Genomic DNA, 22779 nt, shown 5'->3' with positions numbered 1-22779 from the left:
GGCCGGTCATCCAGCGCCTTTCGCCCGTCGAAGCCTCAAAGTCACTGGATCCCCGCTTTCGCGGGGATGACGGTGAGGTAAGTTGCGGGGCCGCCGGTGACCTTCCTACTCGTCATTCCTGCGAAAGCGGGGATGACGAGCCGGAGCTAGTAGCGCGAGGCGGGATGGAGTTCTTCGAGTCCTTGCACCAAAACGCCAACCGCTAAGGCAAATCCCGCAACAGCTCGGCCACCCAGTCGATGAACACCCGCAGTCGCAACGGCAGATGCTTTTGCGACTGGTACAGCACGGTGACCGGCAAGGCCGGAGGCGGCATGGACGGCAGCAATTCCACCAGTCGCCCCTGCGCCAGCGCGTCCGCGATGCGATAGCGAGGGAACTGCGCGATGCCGAGGCCAGCCTCGCAGCAACCGAGGTAGGCCTCGGTGCCGCTTACCGTCACGCTCGAGGGCAGTGGCACTTCGCGCAACCGACGCCCCACCATGAAGTCCAGCGGCGAGGTTCGGCGCGTGGTGGGCGAGGCCCAGTTCACCGTGCGGTGGCCATGTTGCAGGTCGGCGAGCGTTTGCGGCATGCCGTGCCGCCGCACGTAATCCACACTGGCCACCGTGGCCTGTGACATGCGCGCGACGCGGCGACCCACCATCGCCGAGTCCGGCAGTTCGCCCGCGCGCAGCACGCAGTCCACGCCCTCCTGCACCAGATCGATGAAGCGGTCGCTGGTGCCGATGTCCAGCTCGATCTGCGGATAGCGCGCAAAGAATTCCGGCAGCGCCGGGATCAGCAACTGGCACGCCAGCGAAGAAGCCAGGTCGATGCGCAGGCGTCCCTTGGGGACCACCGCGGCCTCGCGGAAATCGGCCTCCACCGCGTCAAGGTCGGCCAGCAGCCGCAGGCAATGGTTGTAGTAGACCTCGCCGTCGCGAGTTGGCCGCACGCGGCGTGTGGTCCGCTGCAGCAGATGGGCGCCCACGTGCTCTTCCAGCCGCTTGATGGTATGGGTCAGCGTGGCTCGGGGCAGACTGAGGTCGTCGGCGGCCCGGGTGAAGCTGCCCAGTTCAACGATCCGGGTGAACACCCGCATGGCGTGCAGTCGGTCCATGGTGATTGTTGACGTTTCCAGCAACAGACATGGCGATTATTGAGCATTTATTCGCTCCACGTCTTCGCCAACAATGCCTGTCGGTCTCCCCTACCCCCTCCGACAAGGACCTTCCGATGCAGATGCGACAGCTTGGCAAACATGGCCCCTCCGTCTCGGCGCTCGGCCTGGGCTGCATGGGCATGAGCGATTTCTACGGCTCGCACGACGATGCCGAATCGATCGCCACCATCCATCACGCGCTGGAACGCGGCCTCAACCTGCTCGACACCGCCGACATGTATGGCCCACACATCAACGAGACGCTGGTGGGCAAGGCCATCGCCGACCGACGCGAGCAGGCTTTCGTGGCGACCAAATTCGGCATCCTGCGCGATCCCGCCCAGCCGCAGCTCCGTGGCGTGAACGGCCGTCCTGAGTACGTGCGCGCCTCCTGCGACGGCAGCCTCAAGCGCCTGGGGCTGGATCACATCGACCTGTACTACCAGCACCGCGTGGACCCCACCGTGCCGATCGAGGAAACCGTCGGCGCCATGGCCGAACTCGTGCAGGCCGGCAAGGTGCGCTACCTCGGCCTGTCCGAGGCGTCGGGCGCGACGCTCGAACGCGCCAGCAAGGTGCACCCCATCGCAGCGCTGCAGGTGGAATTCTCGCTGTGGACGCGCGACCCGGAGGAAAACGGCATGCTCGACGCCTGCCGCCGCGTCGGCACGAGCCTGGTGGCGTACTCGCCGCTGGGTCGCGGTTTCCTCACCGGCGCCTACGCCAGCCCGGATGATTTCGACGCCGACGACTATCGCCGGCAGAGCCCGCGTTTCCAGGGCGAGAATTTCGCCCGCAACCTGCAGCTGGTGGACAAGGTGAAGGCGATCGCCGCCGACAAGGGCTGCACGCCGGCCCAGCTCGCGCTGGCCTGGGTGCTGGCCCAGGGCTCGGATGTGCTTGCGATCCCCGGCACCAAGCGCCGTGACCGCCTCGACGACAACCTCGGCGCGCTCAAGGTGACGCTCAGCGAAGACGAACGCAGGGCGATCGACGCGGTGTTTCCGCCCGATGTCGCCGCGGGCGGACGCTATACCGAGGCAGGCATGCACATGGTCAACCTGTAACGCCGGGGCAGGCCGCGATCGTTTCGGTGCATCGTGAGGTGCCGACGCCACTTCGACGCTCACACCGAAGCCCCGGCGGAGACGTGAACACCTTGTGCAGACTGACAGGATGCACGGTATCGCCTTACCGCACCGATAGTCCTTGTCCTACATCTCTGCCCAGGCACGTCCGGCAGCCTAGGAACCGTCGATCGGTTCTAGCAACCGATCGACGCCCCCGGACCGGATACCCCCCTTGTTCCGGTCCATTGGCCCCCGAAAGGGGGCCTCTTTCTTGGGGTGCACACTTGAGTTCAGGCCCGTGTGTCACCATGCAGCCAGGTTCGGCCATGCGGCACAGGACCCTATGCAATTCCAGGCGGTGACCCAACTCCAGCTGCCCCAGATCCAGACACTGGTGTTCGCCGGTGGCGGCAATCGCTGCTGGTGGCAGGCGGCCGTGGTGGGCGACTGGATGAAGCGTGGCTGGCGACTACCTCCCACCCTGGTTGGCACCAGCGCGGGCGCCGCGATTGCGGCGGCGGCCCTCACCAGCGAAGGACTGCAACACGCGTTTGAAGGGTGCCGGCGGATCTTCGCGGATAACCCGCGCCTCCTCGAATCGCGCACGGTGGCGACGCACCGCTGGCAGTTCTCGCACGAGCGCATCTATCCGGCATGGCTGGCCTCGTTCGTCGATGACGGCACGTACGAAGCGGTGCAGAAGGCGCCGCAACGGCTGATGGTCGCGCTGACTCGACCGGCCCGTGCGCTCGGCCTGGGTGGCTCGGTGGTGGCCGGCACGCTGGCCTATCTCGTCGACAAGTTCGTATGGAATCGCCTGCACCCGCGCCTGCCGCGCATGCTGGGCCTGCGCCAGGAATTCCTCGACCTCAAGCAGTGCAGCACGCTCGCCGAAGCGCGCAAGCTGCTGCTTGCTGCGGCGGCGGCGCCGCCGTTCATGCCGGCGCAGGAAGTCGCCGGCGGCGTGGCGATCGATGGGGGTTACCTCGACAGCGTGGCCGTGCCGACGCAGGACGAAGAGGCCAGGGCGAGCACGCTGGTGCTGCTCACTCGCCACTACCCGCGGCTGCCGGTGCTGTTCCGCCATCGCGAACGCCACTACATGCAGCCGAGCCAGCGCGTCCCGGTGTCCACCTGGGATTGCACCGCCGCAGCGACCATCCACGCAGCCTACGACCTGGGCAGGCTCGACGTGGCGCAGGCGATGGATCACCACCTGGTCACGCTGGACAAGGGCGCCTAGCCGCGGCGCCCTGCTGGAGCCCGCCTGTCGGCGCGATGAGTTGCAAGCCCATGCCGACGTCACTCGGATCGACTCCCGCAGGCAGGGGCTCGATGCCGTCGCACACACGCACGCGCGGATCGTGCGTCGCCACTTTCAGGTCGGCATTGAGGCGCAGGATGAACTCCGCGCGGTTTCGCGCAGCCCGGTAGGCGCCAAGACGCTTTTCGACATCGAGCACGTGGCCGACCTGGTCGCGGCCGTCCGCATCCCGATACCGTCCGCTCAGCAACTGCTGCACCCGGGTGGCCACCGCGTCCGGCGCCGACCCTGCGTCGTCGACGCCGGATGCCAGCGGGCCCACGCCGAGCATGGCCACGGCCATGGCGAGGCGCAGGCCCGCGCGCATGTCATGCACTTCCCTTGGCGCTGGCTTCGCGCAGCTTTTCCGCGCACTCCTCGCAACACACTTCCACCACGCGGTTGCCGATGGTGACCTGGATGGCGTTGGCGTCCAGCGGGTAGTCGCATACGGCGCAGGTCTTCTCGTTCATGGCTGATCTCCTGGGTTCGCCTCGCTTCGGGCAAGTTCAGAAGACCATGGGGGCCAGAGACGCGCTGTCGAATTCTTTAGGCCTTTGCGGGTTCCGTCACGCGGCGGAAATCGGTGGGCGAGCGGCCATACGCCTGGCGGAACGCGCTGGTGAAATGGCTGTGACTGGAGAAGCCAAGCTCAAGCGCCAGCGCCGACAGGTCGTCGACCTGGTCGAGCAGGTTGAGCGCGCGCGCCAGCCGCAGCTGCAATTGGTAACGGTACAGCGGGACGCCTTCGACCTGCCGGAACACCTGGGTCAGGTACACCGGCGAGCTGCCGATCGCCTCGCCGATTTCCGCCAGCGTCCAGCGTCGCGACAGGTCGCTGGCCAGCAGCACCTTCACGCGGTCGGCCAGGCGCCGCCGCGCGTGTGTCGCGCCAGGCTCGCGCGCTGTGCGCGGACCCAGGCTTCGACCGACCAGGGTGAGCAACAGCGCCTCCGCTTCCAGCGGTTCGGCGCCGCCGTGTTCCAGGCCATGCCGCAACAAGGCGACCAGCGCCTGCGCGCGTGCATCGATGCGCAAGGACTGCGAGCGGAACGCCAGGCTTCCGCCGGGGCGCAGCAACGCGCGCGGCGCCAGTTCTTCCAGCAACGCCTCAGGCAGCGTGAGCGACAGGCACGCATCGCCACCGTCCAGCGGATGGCTGACCTGATAACCCTCCTCCGCATTGAAGAACAGCACGTGGTTGGCGTCGGCTACGGCCTGGTCGCCGGCTACATGCCGCACATACACGCCGCGATAGGGGAACACCAGGTGCGTGGCGCTGGCGCATTCTTCCTCGCTGCGATGACGGCAGGCGCCCGCGCAACGCACATCGCTGAGCATCAGCGACTCGGTCGACAACAAGGTTCGGATGGTGAAGCTCGACATGGGACGAGCACCCTTGGACGCCCTCTGGCGAGGCGTATGGCGACACTCGGAGCTTAGCAAGCCCCTGCCGATCCGGCCTGTGCCGGTGGACGTGGATGGTTGGCTAAAGAATCTGACAGCATGTGCACCGCGCCAGTGGTCCCCTATGCCCATCGCCTTGGGCTTGCATGCAGGAATTGACCATGAACCGTGCATCGAATGGCCGTGATGAGTGCGTTGCCTCGCTCTCCGCCACGGAAAGCTGCAGCGCCGTTACGCGCCGCATACCCGACATCCGCATGGGCGATGGCCCCGTCGCACTGCTGCTGGCGCGACCCAATCGTCACGCCACTCAGGGCCATGTGGAGCTGACCACGCGTAATGGCGTGCAAGTGACCGCCGAACCCACCAGCGGCGCCACAGCTCCGGTCGGCCGATCGCTGTTTCAGTGGATCACAGCGGTGCTGAGTGTGACTTTGCATCGACGAGTGGCGGAACACCGATGAAGCCGCGCCGCCCGCCTCCCATTACGCTGCTCATCGTGGTGGTGATTGTGCTGCTGCTCATGGGCGCCGCGCCGGGCCGCGCACTCGCTGACGATGAGCGGCAGTCGCTGGGCGACGCCTGGTGGACCGGTCCGCTGGTGGCGAACTCGGCCGGCGCGCTGCCCCAGGGTCATGTGCTGATCGAGCCCTATCTGTACGACGTGCGCTCCTCGCAGGTGAACACCTTCGGATCGCTCACCTACATGGAATACGCCGTGACCAACCGCCTGATGGCCGGTGTGGTGCCCACCTTCGGCTACAGCCGCGCCAGCAATGGCCAGAACAGCGCCGGCATTGCGCAGGGCGACTTCAGCGTACTCGCGCAATACAGCCTCACGCGCTTCCACGAAGGGAGCTGGGTACCCGACATGGCGCTGATGGTGCAGGAAACCCTGCCGACCGGGCAGTACGACCGCCTGTCGCGGCCATTGGTGGATGCGCAGGGCAGCGGCGCCTACACCACCACCGTGCAGCTCAACACGCAGATGTATTTCTGGCTGCCGAACGGACGCATCCTGCGCATGCGCTTCAACGTGGGGCAGTCGTTCTCTCGCGCAGTGCCGGTCAACGGTGTCAGTGTCTACGGCACACCGGCGGGTTTTCATGGGCACGGCGTAGCGGGCAACGCGTTCCTGGCCAACGCGGCCTGGGAATACAGCATGACGCTGCGCTGGGTGCTCGCGTTCGACCTGCTCTATCACTACTCGCGCGGCGCGCAGGTGGATGGCGCCATCACCACCGACGCGGGCCATGCGCCGCTCAACTTCCGCACCGGTTCAAGCGCCAGCTTCGGTTTCGCGCCAGCCATCGAGTACAACTGGCGCAGCAACCTCGGTCTGATCATGGGCGTGCGCGTGTTCACCGGCGGCCACAACAGCACCCACACGGTGACGCCGGCCATTGCGCTGAATTACGTTCACTGAGCGGCGACATCCCAGGCCAGTCGCTCGCGCACCGATACATCCGGAATCACCGCGTGGCCACCCATCGCTGACGCGATCGCCGCCTCCAGCACCGCCATCACCGTCACCGCCTGCAACGGCGTGACCGGATTCGGCGCACTGCCAAGCACGGCGTCGCGCAATTGCCGGTAGTACTCACGCTGGTCGCCCGCCGGTGTCGGCAACATCGATGGTTCGGCGCCGCCGTCGTGGAAGCACATGGCATTGTCATCCTCGCCCCAGCCGGGTGCGCCGGGCTGGATACCGGCCAGCAACTGCGCCTCCTGGCGGTCGCCGCGCGGCTTGACCAGGCTGCCGCGACTGCCATGCAAGGTGAAGCGCGCACTGCCGCCGGCCACCAGCATGCCGGCGTGCAGGACCACGCGGCGACGACCGTACTCCAGCACCACGTGCGCCCAATCAGTCACCTCGCCGCCGTCGCGCTGCACCGCCATGCTGGCCCACACACGTTCCGGCACGCCGAACAGCAGCAGGGCCTGGTCGATCAGGTGCGGCCCCAGGTCATACCACAGGCCGCTGCCGGGTCCGTGCTGTTCACGCCAGCGCGCACGCACCTGTGGACGGAAGCGGTCGATGTGGGACTCGACATGCATCACCTCGCCAAGCAAACCCTGCGCGAGTACCTGCCGCACGCCGAGAAAATCGCTGTCCCAGCGGCGATTCTGAAACACTGACAGCACGCGCTGGCGCCGCTCCGCCAGCGCCACCAACTCGCGCGCCTGACCGACGTCGAGCGCGAACGGCTTGTCCACCACGACGTGCTTGCCTGCCTCGAGCGCGGCGTGCGCCAGTGGCGCATGGGTGTCGTTGGGCGAGGCGATCACCACCAGCGATATCTGCGGATCGGTGATCGCCGCCTGGACGTCCGTCACGACCATCCCCGGCAGATCCGCATGCACCTTGTCCGCATCGCGCGAGGCCACCACCGCCAGCTCGAGGCCGCTCACGCTTTGGATCAGCGGCGCATGGAAGGTCTTGCCGGCGTAGCCGTAGCCGATCAGGGCGACGCGAAGCGGGGGGAGGCTATCGTTCATCCGGTGCAGTCATCACGGAGGCGGGGAACCTGCATGGTAAGCCATCGCCTTCCGCCCCACGCCGGCCCGGGATGCTTCGCACGGCCGTAACAGCGCGGCGCGCAGGATGCGCATCGTTCGTCCGCGCACCGAGGAGACGGCCATGCGGTTACGTTCCATCGCGATCGCCACGATGTTGGCCGCTGCGCTCGGCGCCAGCGCCCAGGACGCCCAGCCCAAGCGCACCATCCTGGACCAGCATGACGAATCGGGCGCGCCTGGCACTGAAATCATTTTGGGCACCGCCGAGTTCCCGGCGGGCACGTCGGTGGGATGGCATGTGCACCCCGGCGACGAGTCGGGCTACGTGCTCAAGGGCAACCTGGTGCTCAAGACGCGGGGCAAGCCCGACCAGGTGCTCAAGGCCGGCGACCATTTCTTCAATCCGCGCGGCGCGGTGCACAGCATGGAGGCTGCGCCGGGCACGGATGGTGGCGTGGCGGTGTCGACCTGGGTGCTGGACAAGGGCAAGCCGCTGGCCGAGCCCGTCAAATAGCCGATTTACGGCAACGAACAGGCCTCGCTCCTGCAGGGCGGATGGGCGGCGTCTAAGACGACGCTAAGCAAACCGTCCGCCCGCATCACCCTCGTGCAACAGAACTGTCAAACGGTCAAATCACGCTAGCGCGCTGATTCCAGCCAACGCCACAAGCCACCAAGTCCATTGCTTCCCGCCCCTGGTGATCCACCCGGTGAGCGGCAACGTCGGCGCGTACTGCGTGCCGCCGCGCCGCCACGGGTTCGCTTCGGTGTCGTTGGAGCTGTAAGGAGTAAGGAACGCCCATGCTGAAACGTCCATTCATCGCACTGCTGTTGCTCGCTCCCGCGCTCGCCGTGGCCCAGGATGCCGGCGGCTACCTCACCCAGGCCCAGCTGGACGGCGCCATGGCCGCTCTGCCCGCGCCCAGCGCGCCCGGCAGCGCCGAGGACCAGGCTGACCGCGCCGCCACCGACCGTGCCTTTGCGGCGCGCAGCGAGGCCGATTTCGCCCAGGCCAAGCTTGAGGAGAAGTTCGGCGCCTTCGATTTCGCGCCGGTGATCGGCGCCGGCTTCCGCGCCGACAAGTTCCCGCACGTCGCCGCCCTGTTCAAGGAGGCCGAGCGCGAGACCAAGGAGGCTGTCGACCTTTCCAAGAACCACTGGAAGCGCCTGCGTCCGTGCCCGCCCGCCTCCGACTGCGCGAAGAACCCCGCCGAAGCGGCGAAGAAGAGCTACGGCTACCCCAGCGGCCACTCCAGCAAGGCCACGGTGGACGCCATCCTGCTCGCGCAACTGTTTCCGCAGGATGCCGACGCCCTCATGCAGCACGCCCGCGACATCGGCTGGCGTCGCGTGGTGAAGGGCGTGCACACCCTGCAGGACATCTACGCGGGACGCGAATTCGGCCAGACGCTGGCCACCGACATGCTGGCCTCGCCGGCCATGCAGCACGACCTGGCGGCTGCGCGTGAGGAATTGCGCGCCGCCGGTCTGGTTGCATCGGCGAGTCCCAACCCTCCGCAGGCAAGGTAGGAGATCCGCCCAGGGACGGGCACTTTTCCTTAGGCCGTCACAAAACGGCAAGACAATTGGCGAAACAGGGCGACGGGCGCGAGGTGCGCCCGTCGTTGCTGGCGACATTCGGAGGACAAGTGCACATCATCCTGGTGGAAGACGACCTGCAGCTAGGAGCCGCGATCCAACGCGCGCTCGACCGGCTGTCCTATACGGTCACCTGGCTGACCCACGGCCTCAGCGCGATGACCGCGCTGGAAGATCCCAACGCCGACCTGGTCCTGCTCGACCTCGGCCTGCCCGGTCGCGACGGCCTCGATCTGCTGCGCGAAGCGCGCCAGCGCGACATCCGCACGCCGGTGCTGATCCTCACCGCGCGCGATGCGGTGCAGGCCCGCGTGCACGGCCTGGACGCCGGCGCCGACGATTACCTCACCAAGCCATTCCACCTCGATGAGCTCGCCGCGCGCATCCGCTCGCTGACCCGCCGCATCCAGGGCCTGGCTGGCAATCGCATCAAGGCCGGCGTGCTCTGCCTGGACCTAGGCACGCTGGAAGTGACGTTCCGCGACCAGAAGGTCGATCTCACCCGGCGTGAATTCACCCTGTTGCAGGCCCTGATGGAGCGCGCCGGGCGGGTGGTGCGGCGCGAAACCCTGGAGAGCTCGCTGTATGGCAGCGACAAGGTGGTCAGCGACGGCGCGCTCGACGTGCTGGTGCATTCGCTGCGCCGCAAGCTGAGCTTCGACACCATCCAGAACGTGCGCGCGTTCGGCTACATGATTCCGCGGGACCCACGTTGAAGCCCGACAGTCTGCGCGGGCGGCTGCGCTGGATGATCATCGCCATGCTGGTGGCGTGCCTGCTGCCGCTGGCGCTGTTCAGTTTCCGCCGCACCAGCGATGAGATGGCCCAGCTGTCCGACGCGCGGCTGGCCGAGTCGGCGCACACCATCGCGACCATCATCCACGAGGCCGGCATCGAGACCTTCATCGGTCGCGAAAGCATGCTGGTGCCGGTGCGCAAGCGCACCGAACTGCAACAGGCCGGCGAGATCGCCACCAACGAATCGGTGGTGGGCTTCCAGGTGTTCGACCACGACGGCAAGCTCGTGCTCGGCACGGTCAACCTGATGACCCTGCCCGCGACGCCGCGCGACCGCTCGGACTACCACGACCTGAAGAAGCAGCACCACGTCTGGCGCACCTACGATTACGTCGATCCGAAAAGCGGCTACGTGATCCGCGTGGCCGACCGCTACGACAGCCGCGAAGAGATCGTGCATGCCTTGTGGCTGGACCACGGCATTCCGTTCCTGCTCGGCCTGCCAGTGCTCGCCCTGCTGGTGGGCTGGGCGGTGGTGCGCGGCCTGCGTCCACTGGAGGCGCTGGCCACGGCGCTGTCCTCGCGCGAACCCGGTAGCCGCGAACAGATTCACCTGCCCGATGCGCCGCGCGAGCTGCGCCCGGTGCTGGCGGCGCTCAACGAACAGCTGGGTCGCCAGGAAGATGCCCTGGAGCGCGAGCGGCGCTTCAGCGCCGATGTCGCGCATGAACTGCGCACGCCGCTGGCGTCGATCATGCTCAACCTGGAAAGCGCCATGAGCACGGCCGATCTCGACGAGATCCAGGACAGCCTCGGCGGCGCCCACCACAGCGCCGCGGCGCTCGCCCATCGCATCGAACAATTGCTGACGCTGGCCAAGCTGGAAGTCGGCGCCGCCTCCGGTTCGCCCGCCACGGTCGACCTGGTCGGCATGGCCGACACCGTGGTGGAGGAATTCCTTCCGGTCATCCGTGGGCGCGGCGTCGAGCTGAGCCGCCCGCCGGAGCGCACGCCGGTGCTGGTGCAGGGCCACGAGGCGGCGCTCGCCGCGCTGCTGCGCAACCTGCTCGAGAACTCGCTGCGCTACGTGCCATCGGGCGGCAACATCCGGCTGGAGATCGCGCAGCACCGGCAGGAAGCCACGTTGGAAGTGATCGACAACGGCCCCGGCATTCCGAACGACCGCCGCCACGCCGTGTTCGCGCGCTTCCACCGCGAGGCCGGCAGCAGCGGCGATGGCTACGGGCTGGGTCTTTCCATCGTCGCCCGCGCCGCCCGCCTGCACCGCGCGACGATCGAGCTGCTCGACTCGCCGCACAGCTCAGGGCTGCGCGTACGGGTCTCGATTCCACTGCTCTGCCCCTGACCAGGACAAAGGCGGGAGCGTCACGCGATGCGGACGCTCCCCCTTCTTCGCTTACTTGCGCGGCGCGATGATCTCGTCCAGATAGTTCGGCGTGCCTTCCACGCGCTCCAGGTGCGGGTACTTCAGGCCATCGTGGTAGTCCACCGGCACGGTGTGCAGCACGCCCTGGTACTTCAGCAGCAGCTGGATCGGCGCCTTGCCGCCCTTGGCCGCCGTGATCGCGTCCTTCAGCGCATCGTTCGAGTAATCCTGACCATTGATCGCCACGATGGCGGCGCCGGTACTCACGCCAGCCTTGAACGCCGGCCCGTTCCAGCGCACGTCGTTGATCTGTCCCTTGTCGTCCACGGTGATGCCGATCGACCAGGCGAAGTTGTACAGGTGGCGCGGCGATTGCGGGCGGCTGTTGTACTGCCGCTCGAACTCGCTTTCCTGATCGGTGTAGACCAGTTTCCAGCCGGTGGCGGCCAGGCCGTTCTGCAGCGGCGGATTAAGCTCGCCCACGCGTTCGCGCAGGAACTTGGCCCAGTCGTACTTGGCCACGCCGTCGAGGCCCGCCACGACGTCGTCGAACGTGTAGGTCCGGGTCACGTAGCTGCCGTTGTCGACGCCAAAGAAGGCGCGCGCGAAATCATCCAGCGACTTCTTGTCGTGGGTCAGCTCGCGGAGCTTGCCATCCACTTCCAGCCACATCATCTGGCCGCCGCTGTAGTACTCCTCGCTCATCTGCCAGCTGCGGAACGGCAGGCTGGAGCGGCGCGCGGAGATGGGATCGTTGGTGGTGTCTTCCAGCGAGCGCCACTGGAAGCCCGGGCGGTTGCGCTCATAGTTGGCCGCGACCATGGCCAGCGCGTCGCGGAATTGCTCGGCGGACCACATGCCGGCGCGCGCGGTCAGCACGAAACCCCAGTACTGGGTCTGTCCCTCGTACACCCACAACAGCGAGTTGGCCATCGGCACGTTGAAGTTCGGCGTCCACAGATCGGCCGGCCGGCGGAACTTGCCGTTCCACGAGTGGGTGTACTCGTGCGCCAACAGGTCGCGGTCAGGCGCGGCCTCCTTCCATGCGGTGAAGTAGTCGGCGCCCAGGCCATTTTCGCTGGACTGGTGGTGCTCGGTGCCATTGCCGCCGAGCTGGTCCGACAGCGAGAACAGGAATTCGTAATGGTCGTAGTGGTGCGAGCCGAACAGCTTCACCGCCTGCGTCACCAGGTTGCGGTGCACCTGCAGCTGCTCGGGCGTCATCTCCAGGTACTTCGGCGCATCAGCCACGAGGTTCAGGTGCACCGCCGTGTCGCCGCCCGGGTTGAGGTCGACGCGCTTGAAGTAGCGCCCTGCGTAGACCGGCGAGTCGACCAGGTTGTTGTACGTCACCGGCTTGAAGGTGACCGTGTCGCCCGACTGCGAGGCAGTCTCCAGCGCCGTGCCGACCTGCCAGCCATGCGCCACCGTGAGGCTGGGCGCAAAGGTGATGCCGCGCGAGTAGTAGCCCGCCGGGTACAGCGAGACCTTGCTCCACTCCATGTCCATCATGCGGTCGGTGACCTCGAAGCCCTGGCTCTCGGTACGGCCGGAGAGGTACTGGAACTCCGCATCAATGCTGGAGACGCCAGCGGGCACCTCGAGATGGAAGGCGTACACGTCGTACTTGTCGCGCTTCCACGCCACCGGCTTGCCGTTCGCGGTGATCTTCAGGCCGGCCAGCATGGCGATCGGGCCGGTCGGCGAGTGATCGCCGGGTATCCACTGCGGGTACAGCAGGGTCAGCGCGCCAGCTTTCACCGGGATCGTTTCGCGCACGAGAAAAATGCCCTGCGCCGTATTGCTGGCGTCCACGTGCAGCTTCACCGTGCCCGCGTACGTCGTGTCCTGCGGCGGCGGCACGCTGGACGTGCGGGCGTCCTCCGCGGCGGCGCCACCGGCGGCGAGCGCCAGCGCCACGGCCAGGGCGAGGCGCGAGAACATGCGACGGGAAGCGGCCTGCGTATGGGCAGGAGCGGCGAGGGTCATGAGGGACTCCCAACTGGCGTGTGGATGACCCCGCTACTTAACACCAAGGATGGCAGGCGGGGCTAGAGAGAACTTTGAAAGTTCGCTTTTTGCCGTCATTCCCGCGAAAGCGGGAATCCAGTGACTTGTGGCTCCATCCGTACGAATGGCACTGGACCCCTGCTTTCGCAGGGATGACGAATGATGTGAGCGCGCGAAAGACCGTGGGCGACTCCGGGTAGCGGGTCGAACGAGGGCTAACAGCAAGCTCCGCCCCGGATCACTCACCCGGGTGATAAACCTTCTCGACATGCCCGGCCAGGTCCTCCGGCCAGAAATACACCTTGCGCAGGTTGCCGGTGGTGTAGCGCTCGGCTTCGTCGTTGAAGTGCGCCGAATCCGGATGGCCGCTTTCGCCGCCGGCGGTGATCGCGCGAGCGCTGACCTTGTCGCCGAATTCCACCACGGCCACGAAGCTGTTGCCGCTGGTGCCGTAGTAGCGGCGCGTGCCCGGCCAGCGATGCGCGCCGAACGAGGCCAGCGAGCCCCAGCGCGAGGACGTGAACGGCACCGGGATGCTTGGCTTGCTGTCGTCGAACGGCTGCACCAGCTCGCCGTTGAGGCGCTGGTAACGATTGACCTCGCCCCACGGCACGCCCCAGCTGCCGAAGTCCTTCTCGAGACGATCGCTGGCTTCGACCAGCGCATGCAGACGCGCCTGCGGTCCGGCGCGCTCGGCCATGATGTCGTAGACCGACAGGCTCTCGGACACGTCGGACTTGTCGACCTTGTCCCACAGGATGTCGCCCCAGAACACCGCCAGCGAGGTCGGCATCGAGGCGATGCCCCAGCGATAGTCCCAGCTGCGCAGCAGCGCGATGGGACCGGCCAGCTTCGCCTTCAGCGGATCGTTGGCCGCCAGCGCATCGTAGTCGGCGAGCAGGATCGGAATCTGTCGCGCGAAAGCCGGCAGGTAGGAATCGAACGCGGCGTCGATCAGCGAGGCCTTGGTGAAGTCGCGCTTGTCGCTCAGCACGCGGGTGGCGTGGATACCGCGCGGGTTTTCGCCCACGCTGTCCATGTAGCGCGGGTAGTCGGCGCGCTTTGGGCTGTCCTTGCCGGCGGCCGAATACGGCCAGTTGTTGGTGTTCATGATCCAGCCGTTGGCCGGATTGAGCAGATGCGGTGCCGCCTCCAGCGGCAGCAGGCCCTGCCAGTCGGTGGCCGGGTCGCTGCCGTCGACCGGCTTGGTGTAATCGAAGCGGTTGTCGCGCTTGGGGATGAACTGCGGATGCAGGTATGCGATCTCGCCCTTGTCGTCGGCAAAGATCGTGTTGTTGGAAGAGTTCGCCTTGAGCTGCGCGATCTTCATGAAGCTGGCGAAGTCGCTGGCCTTGGTGCGCAGCCAGCTCTGCTCCAGCGCCTCGAGCGGCTTGTTCATCAGCGCGGCGCTGATCCACTTGCCATCGGCCTCGCGCACCACCGGGCCATGATGGGTGGCGTAAGTGGTGAACGTGCGCGCGCCCATGGAGCCATCGGCCTTGCGATAAGCCACGCGGATGTCGCGCGTGCTGACCGGGCGCTGCTCCTTGCCGTAGCGGTAACTGAGCTTGTCGCCGTCGCGCACGATGGTCTCGGCGAATTCGTCGACCACGTCGGCGGTGGTCGAGGTATGCATCCAGCCGATATGCGGGTTGAAGCCCTGGTAGATGAAGAACTGCCCCCACGTCACCGCGCCGTAGGCATCAAGCCCGGCGTCGGAGCTCATCTGCAACTCGGAACGGAAGAAGAACGAGGTGTGCGGATTGATCAGCAGCAATGCATGGCCATCGGCGCTGAGCTTGGGCGCGATCGCGATGCCATTGGAACCGGTGGGTTCGACCCAGCATGAAGGCGTGTCGACGAACGCCACCTTGTCGTCGGTTTTGCCGTAGAACGCCTGCAGCTCCTTGAGCGAGACGCGCTCGATGTCGCCGCCGATGCTGCCTTCGCTGAAGCTCAGCGCCATCCACGGCTCGAAGTGGGTGATCACCCGCGGGTGCACGTTCGGATGGGTGGCCAGGTAATAGTTGAGGCCATCGGCCCACGCGTTCATCAGGTCGCGCAACCAACCCGGGCTTTGCGCATACAGCCGCTTGAGCTCCGCCGGATCGATCCAGAGCTGCTGGCGCAGGTCGGACCAGATCGCCCGCTCGCCCTCGGCCTGCGCGAGCCAGCCAAGCGAATTGAGGTAGTTGGTCTCGACGCGATTGAAGTCGTCCTCGGCCTGGGTATAGGCCATGCCGAACACCGCGTCGGCATCGGTCTTGCCGTGCACGTGGGCGATGCCCCAGTCGTCGCGGGTGATGCTGACGGCCTTGGCTTCGGATTGCCAGCGGGCCTGGTCAGCAGTCGCGGCTTGGGCGGCTGTTGCTCCCAATGCGAGCAACAGCGCGGTGGGCAGAAGCAGAGGGCGGAAGAGCGGTTTGACGTTGTAATTCATCGAGGTGTCGCTAAGGCGTGGTTGAAGCGCGTCGTTCGTGTCTTGCCGAGTCCTCCATTTCCGTCATTCCGGCGGAAGCCGGAATCCAGCGCCTTTCGATGTCTTGCGAAAAGGCACTGGGTCCCAGCTTCCGCTGGGACGACGGAACATGGGAGGCTCCGTCACCCAAATGGGTCACGGCATGTTGAAGGTGTTGTTGCTCCGATCCGCATCCGGCAGCTTGTGGTCCGGATCGAGCGTCAGCTTGCTGATGCGCTTGCCGGTACGCAGCGCTAGCTTCGGCGTCGCGCTCTGGCGCCACGCCTCCACCGGCACGCGGATGTCTTCGTGGCCGCCATCGGCATAGTCGATGCGCAGCGTGGCGGGCATCACCAGCTTCTGCTTGCTGGCCAGGGTCACCACCGCGCCCTTGGACGGATCGTTGTCCACATAGCTGGCGGCGCTGATGCCCATGTCCAGCTGCCAGTTGTTGAGATACCAGCCGCGCCACCACCAGGACAGGTCCTCGCCCGCCTCGCTGCTCATGAAGCGGAAGAAGTCCGATGGTGTCGGATGGTGGTACGCCCAGGTGGCGATGTACTTGCGGAAGGCGGGATCGAAGCGCTCCGGGCCGAGGATCTGCTCGCGCAGCAGCACCAGTCCCAGCGCGCCCTTGAAGTAGCTCACCGAGTGGCGGTACTTCTCTGCAACCGAGTCGGCCGGCGCCATCATGGTCGGCGCATCCGCGTCGGCCAGCAGCGGCAGGATCTCGTCCACCGGGTTGCCGCCCTTGGGCGCGTACTCGCTGTCGCGCTTGGGTGCGAACTCGCCGTGGTTGAACGCATCGGATGCATACACGTCGATGAAGGTGTTGAAGCCTTCATCCATGAACGCGCTGCGGCGCTCGTTCGAGCCCACCACCATCGGAAACCAGGTGTGGCCGATTTCGTGGGCGCTGATCCAGAAAAGCATCGGGCCCTTGTCGTCGAAGCCGTCGAACACGATGCCGGGGTATTCCATGCCGGCGCCGTGTCCACCGAGGTTCACCGCCACCGGCCACGGATAGGGGTACCACTTGGAGGAGAAGTGTTCGATCGCGCCCTTCACGTATTCGCTGGAGCGGTCCCACTTGTCCTTGCCGACGCCTTCCACCGGATACACCGACATGGCGAGCGAATGCTTGCCGTCCGGCAGGTTGATGCGCGCGGCGTCCCACACGAAGGCCGGCGAAGCCGCGAAGGCCACGTCGCGGGTGTGCTCCATGTGGAATCGCCAGGTCTGCGTGCCGCCCTGCTTCGGATGGCTGGCCGGGTCGTTCACTTCCTGCGGCGTGCGGATCATCACCGTGGCGTCGCTCTGCGCGGCCTTGGCCAGGCGCTGCTGCTGGGTGGTGGTGAGCACGTCCTTGGGATTGGTCAGCTCGCCCGAGCCGGCGACGATGTAGTTCGACGGCACGGTCACGGCGTAATCGATGTTGCCGTATTCGAGGTAGAACTCCGAGCCGAGGTAAGGCAGCGTGTCCCAGCCGCGCAGGTCGTCATAGACGGCCATGCGCGGAAACCACTGCGCGATCTCGTAGATGTCGCCGTTCCTGGTCGGCGTCACCGCCGTGCGCCCGCCCCAGGTGCCTGGCACGGTGTAGTGGTAGCGGATGCGCAGCTTGAGCTGCTTGCCGCCGCTGGCGAGCGCCTGCGGCAAGTCCACGCGCAGGCGCGTGTCGTCGACCAGGTAATGCACCGGCTTGCCGTCCACTTCCACCGCATCGAGCTGGTAGCCGTCGGTGAAGTCCTTGCGCGGGCGCGGCGAGCCGAGCGAACCGCGCGAGTCGGCGCGGTAGGCGTTCTGGTCCAGCTGCACCCACAGCACGTCGAGCGCATCGGGGCTGTGGTTGGTATAGGTGATGGTCTCGTCGCCGCGCAGCGCGTGCGAGGCGGGGTCGATCTCGGCCTGGATGGCATAGTCCACGCGGTTCTGCCAGAACTGCGGACCGGGCTTGCCCGCGCTGTCGCGGAAGGCGTTGGCGGCATCGGGCAGCGACAGCGGCGCGAACAGCGCCTGCGGATCGAAGCCGGCCGGCGCGCCGTCGGCAAACGCGGGCGCGGCCATGCCGCCAGCCGCAAGCAAGCCCGCCGCGATGCGGCCAGCCAGGTCGGATTTCTTCATCGGGCGTGTTCCTTCGGACTCCCCAGGTACTCCACCGGACACTAAAGGAAGCCGCCGCTCGCTGAACCGGGTCAATGGTCATGGTCGGTCATCGCAGCTTCCTGCGATGGCTGGCGGCCGCGGGCGGTAGAATGGACGGATGAGCACTCCTGAACATTCCCCGCTCGGCAAGACCACCGCCTACGCCGATCGCTACGACCCCTCCTTGCTGTTTCCCATTCCGCGCACGGCCAAGCGCGACGAGATTGGCGTGTCGACGCCGCTGCCGTTCCACGGCGTGGACGTCTGGAACGCCTACGAACTCTCCTGGCTCGATCCGCGCGGCAAGCCGGTGGTGTCGCTGGCCGAGTTCCGCGTGCCGGCGGATTCGCCCAACATCATCGAGTCCAAGTCGTTCAAGCTGTACCTCAACGGCTTTTCGCAGGAACGGATGGCCGACGCCGACACGCTGGCGGCCACTCTGCAGCGTGACCTTTCCGCGGCGGCCGGCGCTCCGGTCGTGGTGAACCTGGGGCGCGTGGAGGCCCACGGCCACGCCATCTCCGACCTCGACGGCCTGGTGATCGACGAACTGCCGCTGGACATCGACGACTACGGCCCGCCGCGCGCCGATTACCTGCAGGCGGACGCCAGCCAGCCCATGGTCGAGGAAATGCTCGTATCGAACCTGCTGCGATCCAACTGCCCGGTCACGGGCCAGCCGGACTGGGGCAGCGTGCAGATCCGCTACCGCGGCGCGCCGATCGATCGCGCTGGCCTGCTGCGCTACCTGGTGTCGTTCCGCAATCACAACGAGTTCCACGAGCAGTGCGTCGAGCGCATCTTCGTGGACGTGATGCAACGCTGCCGACCGGAGCGGCTCAGCGTCTACGCGCGCTATACCCGCCGTGGCGGCCTGGACATCAACCCCTACCGCAGCACCGGCGCCGAACAGCCGGGCAATCCGCGCGGCGCGCGGCAATGAGCGCCGCGCCCCGTTAAGGTTGCGTCGAGGCTGAGACGCCCGGTAATGGGCGCTTCAGTCCATGGGGACTAGCCTCTTAACGTACGGGAACCGGGTCGCGTTTTGCCGTCCCGGGTGCATGTTTCGTCACCAGCCACGGGGTCCGTCATGAAAGTTCAGGCACGCCATACCGCTCTGACCTGCGCGACCCTTGCCGGCCTGCTGATGCTCAGCGCGTGCGGCAAGAACGAGCAGGAATCCACCTCCGCGCCGGCCGCGCCGGCCGCCACCGCTCCGGCGCCTGCAGCGCCCGCGACACCAGCCACGGCCGCGCCGGCTCCGGCTGCCACGACACCCGCGCCGGCCAGCACCGCCCCGGCCCACCCGACCACTGCGCCGACCGGCGGCGGCATGGCGGCGGCGACACCGGCTGAAGAGATCAAGGTGGCCTCGGTGAAGCTCGGCAACGCCGTGGACGACTCGCTGGCCATCAGCAAGGAGCAGCGGCATTTCAACCCGGCGGACAAGGCCATCTATGCCAGCGTCGCCACCGTGGGCAGCACCAGCAGCGCGACCTTGAACGCGACCTGGAGCTATGTGGAAGGCAAGGGCCAGACCTTCAGCAGCACCAGCGAGTCGATTGCCACCGATGGACCGGCCACCACCACGTTCAAGGTGCAGAACCCGAACGCGTGGCCGCAAGGCCGCTACCGGCTGGATATCTCGCTCAACGGCAAGACGGTGGCCAGCCAGGATTTCGATATCCGCAGTTGACGCCACTCGCACCGCGACTTGAAGAAAAGGCGCCCTCGGGCGCCTTTTCCTTGTTTGCGGGCCGGAAGACTCAGAGCGCGCGCTTGAACCGCTGCATCCGCACGCCCGCGACGAGCTGCAGGATGCCGTAGACCAGCGCCGCCGCGCCGATCCAGATCGCCACGGTGAGCAAGGCGGCCACCGGGTAGGCCATGAACATGAAGCCCAGCACGATGGCCAGCACGCCGCTCAGCGCGATCATCCACTCGCCCTTGATCTCCTTGCGCACGCGAACGGCGAAGATGATGCGGTAGACGCCCGCCACGATCAGCCAGGCCGCAAGGAACACCAGCAACAGTTTGACCACCGCCAGCGGATGCATGATGGCGAGCAGGCCGAACACGATCGAGGCGATGGCGTACAGCACCAGCCAGCCTCGCGAAATCGCCACCTCGCGCCGGAACAGGGCGAACAGGCTGATGATGCCCTCGGCCAGCGCCATCACGCCGAAGGCCCAGGCCAGGGCGACCACCGTCTTGCCCGGCCAGATCAGCGCAGTGAAGCCGAACACGATCGAGATGATGCCGTAGAAGATCAGCACCCAGCCGGTACGTCCAACTCCGTGCCGCAATACGGAACTCATACGCGTACCTCCATGACGTAGAGAAGCGGACCCTGGTCGGCCCGCTGTGGAATCGATCCATGGCCCCGACGCTCCCCTGTCGCCCGAGACGCCGAGACACCATCGACGCATCTTCGATGTCGACGCGACGCGAATGCGGTATCAAGCCCCCGTCATACGCCCGTGAACCGTCGCCACCTGCCGCCACGTGGCGGGCACGCGCGCTTAACTCGCCGCTTGCTCGAATCGCTCCCCGCAATGCGCATTGCGTTTCCCCACTGAGCACGAGGACACGCCATGAACCAAGACACGATCCAGGGCCATTGGAAGCAATTGAGCGGCCAGATCAAGCAGCACTGGGGCAAGCTCACGGACGACGACCTCAGGGTGGCCGAAGGCAACGCCGAATACCTCTCCGGCAAGCTGCAGGAGCGTTACGGCATGGCTCGCGATGAGGCCGAAAAGCAGGTCAAGGCCTTCGAGAAACAGATACGCCATCACTGATCACTTTCCACGCCCCCTCTCCCGCGGCGGAGAGGGGGCATGCGGCAGGTCAGTGTGTGTCCTCAGGCGCGCCCGGCGCAGAACAATTCGAACAGCGTGGCCATCAGGCCATGTACGCGGGCATCGCAGATCGCATAGAAGATCGACTGGCCATCGCGGCGGCCGGTCACCAGCCCGTCGCGCCGCAGCAGGGAAAGGTGTTGCGACACCACGCTTTGCGCCAGGCCCAGCGCCTCGGCCAGTTCATTTACCGAACGCTCGCCCTCGAGCAACTGGCACAACAGCAGTAGCCGGTTCGGGCTGCCCATGGCCTTGAGCACGGCCACCGCCTCGTCGGCATGGCGCTGCATCGCGTCGATATCCACGGCGGTCTTGCGCGAGCGCGACGCTGGCGATTTCAGTGCACGGCTCATGCGTTGGCCCGTTGGATCAGGCGTGGACGGTTCATCGGCATCACAGCGCGTTGAGCGGAATCTTGATGTAGCTGATGCCGTTGTCCTCGCGCGGCGGCAACTCCCCTGCGCGCATATTCACCTGCACGGCAGGCAGCAGCAGGCGCGGCACGGGAAGCGTGGCGTCACGCGCGGTGCGCATCTGCACGAAGGCGTCCTCGCCGGTGCCCTCCCGCACATGGACATTGCCCCGCCGCTCCGCCGCCACGGTGGTCTCATAGGCGAACGCGTCCCGTCCCGGGGCCTTGTAGTCATGGCACATGAACAGGCGGGTGTCGTCGGGCAGCTCGAACAGCCTCTGGATCGAGCGGTACAGCACGCGTGCGTCGCCACCGGGAAAATCGCAACGCGCCGTGCCGTAGTCGGGCATGAACAAGGTGTCGCCCACGAAAGCGGCGTCACCGATCACGTGGGTCATGCAGGCCGGCGTATGGCCCGGCGTATGCAGGGCCACGGCGTCGATCTCGCCCAGCCGGTAGGTGTCGCCGTCCTTGAACAGGTGGTCGAACTGGCTGCCGTCACGGGCAAACTCGTCGCCCGCGTTGAACAGCTTGCCGAACGTCTCCTGCACGTGGCGGATGTGTTCACCGATGGCGAGCCGTCCGCCCAGGCGGGAACGAATATACGGCGCAGCCGAGAGGTGATCGGCATGCACGTGGGTGTCGATCACCCACTCCACCTCAAGGCCGCTGGCCTCGACAAAATCGATGATGGCGTCGGCCGACTCATGGTGCGTGCAGCCCGAGGCGGCGTCGTAGTCCAGCACACTGTCGATCACCGCGGCCTTCGCCGTCGCCGGATCCCACGCCACGTAGCTGAAGGTATTGCTCGCCTCGTCGAAGAACGACTTGACCTCGGGACGTTTCATGGGGCTCAACCTCGCTTCGCGTCACTGCGTGCGGGCAACTGCGCCGCCAGCCACCAACCGATCGCCATCGCGGCCATCAGCAGCCACACCGACCACAGGCCTGCCCCAAGCGAAGCCAGGGCCGGACCCGGGCAGTAGCCGGCGATGCCCCAGCCGATACCGAACAGCGCGGCGCCGCCCACCAGACGCGCGTCGATATGGCGCGTGTCGGGAAGGCTGAAGCGCGGCGCCAGCCACGGCTGCGCGCGGCGCCAAACCAGCCGATAGCCGATGGCGGTGGTGAGCACGGCGCCGGCCATCACGAACAGCAGGCGCGGATTCCAGGCGCCGAACACGTCGAGGAAGCCGAGCACTACGGCCGGCTGGGTCATGCCTGCGAGGGCCAGACCGAACCCGAACAGCAGGCCGGCCAACAAGGCGGGCAGGTATTTCATGCGGCCAGGCCTCCGAACAGATGACGCGTCACGTACACCGTGATCACGCCAAACACGATGAACACCACGGTGGCCAGCAGCGAGCGCGGCGACAGTCGGGCCATGCCGCATACGCCATGGCCGCTGGTGCAGCCGCCGCCCAGGCGGGTACCAAAGCCCACCAGTAATCCGGCCGCGACCATCCACGGCCAGGCCACCTGTGGCGAACCGATGCCGCTGTCGCCGCGCACCAGCAGCAAAAGCAGGGGCGCCGCCACCAGTCCGGCCACGAAGGCCACGCGCCATCCGCGATCGCCGGCCGCCGCTCCAGCCAGCAAGCCGCTGGCGATACCACTGATGCCGGCGATGCGACCCAGCGCCGCCATCAGCACGACCGCCGCCAGTCCGATCAACACGCCGCCAATGGCGGCCAACAGCCAGGGATGCACGCAGGCCTCCTCATA

24 protein-coding genes are annotated in these 22779 nt (G+C 66.7%); 11 read left to right on the top strand and 13 right to left on the bottom strand.

Annotated elements, in window-relative coordinates; genetic code table 11:
• Positions 1–202: 202 nt before the first annotated feature.
• The gene (locus DVT68_RS17655) at positions 203–1102 is read right to left on the bottom strand and encodes a LysR family transcriptional regulator (protein ID WP_114826526.1); all 900 of its coding nucleotides are present in this window, start codon (positions 1100–1102) and stop codon (positions 203–205) included.
• 116 nt (positions 1103–1218) lie between these two features.
• Between DVT68_RS17655 and DVT68_RS17650 the strand changes: the two genes are divergently transcribed.
• Both DVT68_RS17650 and DVT68_RS17645 read left to right on the top strand, forming a co-directional pair.
• Positions 1219–2211, top strand: a complete 993-nt coding sequence (locus DVT68_RS17650) for an aldo/keto reductase (RefSeq protein WP_114826525.1) — start codon at positions 1219–1221, stop codon at positions 2209–2211.
• 361 nt (positions 2212–2572) lie between these two features.
• Positions 2573–3457, top strand: coding sequence for a patatin-like phospholipase family protein (locus DVT68_RS17645; RefSeq protein ID WP_199536131.1), 885 nt, complete (start codon positions 2573–2575; stop codon positions 3455–3457).
• Here DVT68_RS17645 and DVT68_RS17640 read toward each other — a convergent pair.
• From DVT68_RS17640 to DVT68_RS17635, 3 genes are all read right to left on the bottom strand, one after another.
• Entirely contained in the window at positions 3435–3845 is a 411-nt protein-coding gene (locus DVT68_RS17640; protein ID WP_114826523.1) for a hypothetical protein, read from the bottom strand. The two genes, DVT68_RS17645 and DVT68_RS17640, sit on opposite strands and share 23 nt — an antisense overlap.
• A 1-nt stretch (position 3846) precedes the next feature.
• Positions 3847–3990, bottom strand: a complete 144-nt coding sequence (locus tag DVT68_RS20580) for a hypothetical protein (RefSeq protein WP_199536129.1) — start codon at positions 3988–3990, stop codon at positions 3847–3849.
• A gap of 76 nt (positions 3991–4066) precedes the next feature.
• Entirely contained in the window at positions 4067–4903 is an 837-nt protein-coding gene (locus DVT68_RS17635) for a helix-turn-helix transcriptional regulator (RefSeq protein WP_114826522.1), read from the bottom strand.
• A gap of 167 nt (positions 4904–5070) precedes the next feature.
• Between DVT68_RS17635 and DVT68_RS17630 the strand changes: the two genes are divergently transcribed.
• Positions 5071–5388, top strand: a complete 318-nt coding sequence (locus DVT68_RS17630) for a hypothetical protein (protein WP_147281766.1) — start codon at positions 5071–5073, stop codon at positions 5386–5388.
• Positions 5385–6350, top strand: a complete 966-nt coding sequence (locus DVT68_RS17625; protein WP_114826520.1) for a transporter — start codon at positions 5385–5387, stop codon at positions 6348–6350. The genes DVT68_RS17630 and DVT68_RS17625 overlap by 4 nt, the downstream gene beginning before the upstream one ends.
• On the opposite strand, the gene DVT68_RS17620 is transcribed toward DVT68_RS17625, so the two are convergent.
• Positions 6344–7423 carry an oxidoreductase gene (locus DVT68_RS17620; RefSeq protein WP_114826519.1) on the bottom strand — a complete coding sequence of 360 codons (1080 nt, stop codon included), beginning with the start codon at positions 7421–7423 and terminating at the stop codon, positions 6344–6346. The two genes, DVT68_RS17625 and DVT68_RS17620, sit on opposite strands and share 7 nt — an antisense overlap.
• 142 nt (positions 7424–7565) lie before the next feature.
• Here DVT68_RS17620 and DVT68_RS17615 point away from each other — a divergent pair, with 142 nt between their 5' ends.
• The 4 genes from DVT68_RS17615 to DVT68_RS17600 all read left to right on the top strand — a co-directional run bounded on the left by DVT68_RS17615 (position 7566) and on the right by DVT68_RS17600 (position 11147).
• Positions 7566–7958: a cupin domain-containing protein gene (locus tag DVT68_RS17615; RefSeq protein WP_158543539.1), complete on the top strand. Its 393-nt coding sequence runs from the start codon at positions 7566–7568 to the stop codon at positions 7956–7958.
• Positions 7959–8245: 287 nt separating this feature from the next.
• Complete coding sequence (locus DVT68_RS17610) at positions 8246–8974, top strand: phosphatase PAP2 family protein (RefSeq protein ID WP_114826517.1); 729 nt, start codon at positions 8246–8248, stop codon at positions 8972–8974.
• Positions 8975–9093: 119 nt separating this feature from the next.
• The gene (locus DVT68_RS17605; RefSeq protein WP_114826629.1) at positions 9094–9759 is read left to right on the top strand and encodes a response regulator; all 666 of its coding nucleotides are present in this window, start codon (positions 9094–9096) and stop codon (positions 9757–9759) included.
• Positions 9756–11147 carry a sensor histidine kinase gene (locus tag DVT68_RS17600; RefSeq protein ID WP_233523545.1) on the top strand — a complete coding sequence of 464 codons (1392 nt, stop codon included), beginning with the start codon at positions 9756–9758 and terminating at the stop codon, positions 11145–11147. Before DVT68_RS17605 ends, DVT68_RS17600 begins: the two co-directional genes overlap by 4 nt.
• A 51-nt stretch (positions 11148–11198) precedes the next feature.
• On the opposite strand, the gene DVT68_RS17595 is transcribed toward DVT68_RS17600, so the two are convergent.
• The 3 genes from DVT68_RS17595 to DVT68_RS17585 form a co-directional block, all read right to left on the bottom strand.
• Entirely contained in the window at positions 11199–13157 is a 1959-nt protein-coding gene (locus DVT68_RS17595; protein WP_114826515.1) for a M61 family metallopeptidase, read from the bottom strand.
• 259 nt (positions 13158–13416) lie between these two features.
• Positions 13417–15618 (bottom strand): penicillin acylase family protein, encoded by a 2202-nt coding sequence (locus DVT68_RS17590; protein ID WP_114826514.1) that lies wholly within the window; start codon positions 15616–15618, stop codon positions 13417–13419.
• A gap of 174 nt (positions 15619–15792) precedes the next feature.
• Positions 15793–17760, bottom strand: coding sequence for a M1 family metallopeptidase (locus tag DVT68_RS17585; protein ID WP_114826513.1), 1968 nt, complete (start codon positions 17758–17760; stop codon positions 15793–15795).
• 139 nt (positions 17761–17899) lie between these two features.
• Here DVT68_RS17585 and queF point away from each other — a divergent pair, with 139 nt between their 5' ends.
• Both queF and DVT68_RS20495 read left to right on the top strand, forming a co-directional pair.
• Complete coding sequence (queF, locus tag DVT68_RS17580) at positions 17900–18724, top strand: NADPH-dependent 7-cyano-7-deazaguanine reductase QueF (protein WP_114826512.1); 825 nt, start codon at positions 17900–17902, stop codon at positions 18722–18724.
• A gap of 147 nt (positions 18725–18871) precedes the next feature.
• The gene (locus DVT68_RS20495) at positions 18872–19477 is read left to right on the top strand and encodes a hypothetical protein (protein ID WP_158543538.1); all 606 of its coding nucleotides are present in this window, start codon (positions 18872–18874) and stop codon (positions 19475–19477) included.
• 70 nt (positions 19478–19547) lie between these two features.
• Here the strand turns inward: DVT68_RS20495 and DVT68_RS17565 are convergent, their stop codons facing one another.
• On the bottom strand, positions 19548–20099 hold the full coding sequence (locus DVT68_RS17565) for an HdeD family acid-resistance protein (RefSeq protein ID WP_114826509.1): 552 nt from the start codon (positions 20097–20099) through the stop codon (positions 19548–19550).
• Between the two features lie 276 nt (positions 20100–20375).
• Here DVT68_RS17565 and DVT68_RS17560 point away from each other — a divergent pair, with 276 nt between their 5' ends.
• Entirely contained in the window at positions 20376–20582 is a 207-nt protein-coding gene (locus DVT68_RS17560; RefSeq protein ID WP_114826508.1) for a CsbD family protein, read from the top strand.
• A 62-nt stretch (positions 20583–20644) separates the two neighbouring features.
• Here DVT68_RS17560 and DVT68_RS17555 read toward each other — a convergent pair whose 3' ends face one another.
• The 4 genes from DVT68_RS17555 to DVT68_RS17540 are packed head-to-tail and all read right to left on the bottom strand — an operon-like array spanning position 20645 to position 22764.
• Positions 20645–20995 (bottom strand): ArsR/SmtB family transcription factor, encoded by a 351-nt coding sequence (locus DVT68_RS17555; protein WP_233523544.1) that lies wholly within the window; start codon positions 20993–20995, stop codon positions 20645–20647.
• 40 nt (positions 20996–21035) lie between these two features.
• Positions 21036–21902: an MBL fold metallo-hydrolase gene (locus DVT68_RS17550; protein ID WP_114826507.1), complete on the bottom strand. Its 867-nt coding sequence runs from the start codon at positions 21900–21902 to the stop codon at positions 21036–21038.
• Positions 21903–21907: 5 nt separating this feature from the next.
• A complete protein-coding gene (locus tag DVT68_RS17545) occupies positions 21908–22336 on the bottom strand; it encodes a DUF6691 family protein (RefSeq protein WP_114826506.1) in 429 nt (142 codons plus the stop codon).
• Positions 22333–22764 (bottom strand): YeeE/YedE family protein, encoded by a 432-nt coding sequence (locus DVT68_RS17540; protein WP_114826505.1) that lies wholly within the window; start codon positions 22762–22764, stop codon positions 22333–22335. Before DVT68_RS17540 ends, DVT68_RS17545 begins: the two co-directional genes overlap by 4 nt.
• Between the last annotated feature and the right edge of the window lie 15 nt (positions 22765–22779).

The sequence above is a fragment of the Dyella solisilvae genome (genome assembly GCF_003351225.1).
GTDB classification, from domain to species: domain Bacteria; phylum Pseudomonadota; class Gammaproteobacteria; order Xanthomonadales; family Rhodanobacteraceae; genus Dyella; species Dyella solisilvae.
This window is presented reverse-complemented; position numbering and strand designations above follow the sequence as displayed.

Bases quoted from the DNA above. Each gene is read 5' to 3' on its own strand.
- DVT68_RS17555 (WP_233523544.1), bottom strand. From the start codon at position 20,995: ATGAGCCGTGCACTGAAATCGCCAGCGTCGCGCTCGCGCAAGACCGCC.
- DVT68_RS17635 (WP_114826522.1), bottom strand. From the start codon at position 4,903: ATGTCGAGCTTCACCATCCGAACCTTGTTGTCGACCGAGTCGCTGATG.
- DVT68_RS17585 (WP_114826513.1), bottom strand. From the start codon at position 17,760: ATGAAGAAATCCGACCTGGCTGGCCGCATCGCGGCGGGCTTGCTTGCG.
- DVT68_RS17655 (WP_114826526.1), bottom strand. From the start codon at position 1,102: ATGGACCGACTGCACGCCATGCGGGTGTTCACCCGGATCGTTGAACTG.
- DVT68_RS17595 (WP_114826515.1), bottom strand. From the start codon at position 13,157: ATGACCCTCGCCGCTCCTGCCCATACGCAGGCCGCTTCCCGTCGCATG.
- DVT68_RS17590 (WP_114826514.1), bottom strand. From the start codon at position 15,618: ATGAATTACAACGTCAAACCGCTCTTCCGCCCTCTGCTTCTGCCCACC.
- DVT68_RS17565 (WP_114826509.1), bottom strand. From the start codon at position 20,099: ATGAGTTCCGTATTGCGGCACGGAGTTGGACGTACCGGCTGGGTGCTG.
- DVT68_RS17615 (WP_158543539.1), top strand. From the start codon at position 7,566: ATGCGGTTACGTTCCATCGCGATCGCCACGATGTTGGCCGCTGCGCTC.
- DVT68_RS17630 (WP_147281766.1), top strand. From the start codon at position 5,071: ATGCAGGAATTGACCATGAACCGTGCATCGAATGGCCGTGATGAGTGC.
- DVT68_RS17560 (WP_114826508.1), top strand. From the start codon at position 20,376: ATGAACCAAGACACGATCCAGGGCCATTGGAAGCAATTGAGCGGCCAG.
- DVT68_RS17625 (WP_114826520.1), top strand. From the start codon at position 5,385: ATGAAGCCGCGCCGCCCGCCTCCCATTACGCTGCTCATCGTGGTGGTG.
- DVT68_RS17545 (WP_114826506.1), bottom strand. From the start codon at position 22,336: ATGAAATACCTGCCCGCCTTGTTGGCCGGCCTGCTGTTCGGGTTCGGT.
- DVT68_RS17620 (WP_114826519.1), bottom strand. From the start codon at position 7,423: ATGAACGATAGCCTCCCCCCGCTTCGCGTCGCCCTGATCGGCTACGGC.
- DVT68_RS17640 (WP_114826523.1), bottom strand. From the start codon at position 3,845: ATGCGCGCGGGCCTGCGCCTCGCCATGGCCGTGGCCATGCTCGGCGTG.
- DVT68_RS17650 (WP_114826525.1), top strand. From the start codon at position 1,219: ATGCAGATGCGACAGCTTGGCAAACATGGCCCCTCCGTCTCGGCGCTC.
- queF (WP_114826512.1), top strand. From the start codon at position 17,900: ATGAGCACTCCTGAACATTCCCCGCTCGGCAAGACCACCGCCTACGCC.
- DVT68_RS17610 (WP_114826517.1), top strand. From the start codon at position 8,246: ATGCTGAAACGTCCATTCATCGCACTGCTGTTGCTCGCTCCCGCGCTC.
- DVT68_RS20495 (WP_158543538.1), top strand. From the start codon at position 18,872: ATGAAAGTTCAGGCACGCCATACCGCTCTGACCTGCGCGACCCTTGCC.
- DVT68_RS20580 (WP_199536129.1), bottom strand. From the start codon at position 3,990: ATGAACGAGAAGACCTGCGCCGTATGCGACTACCCGCTGGACGCCAAC.
- DVT68_RS17550 (WP_114826507.1), bottom strand. From the start codon at position 21,902: ATGAAACGTCCCGAGGTCAAGTCGTTCTTCGACGAGGCGAGCAATACC.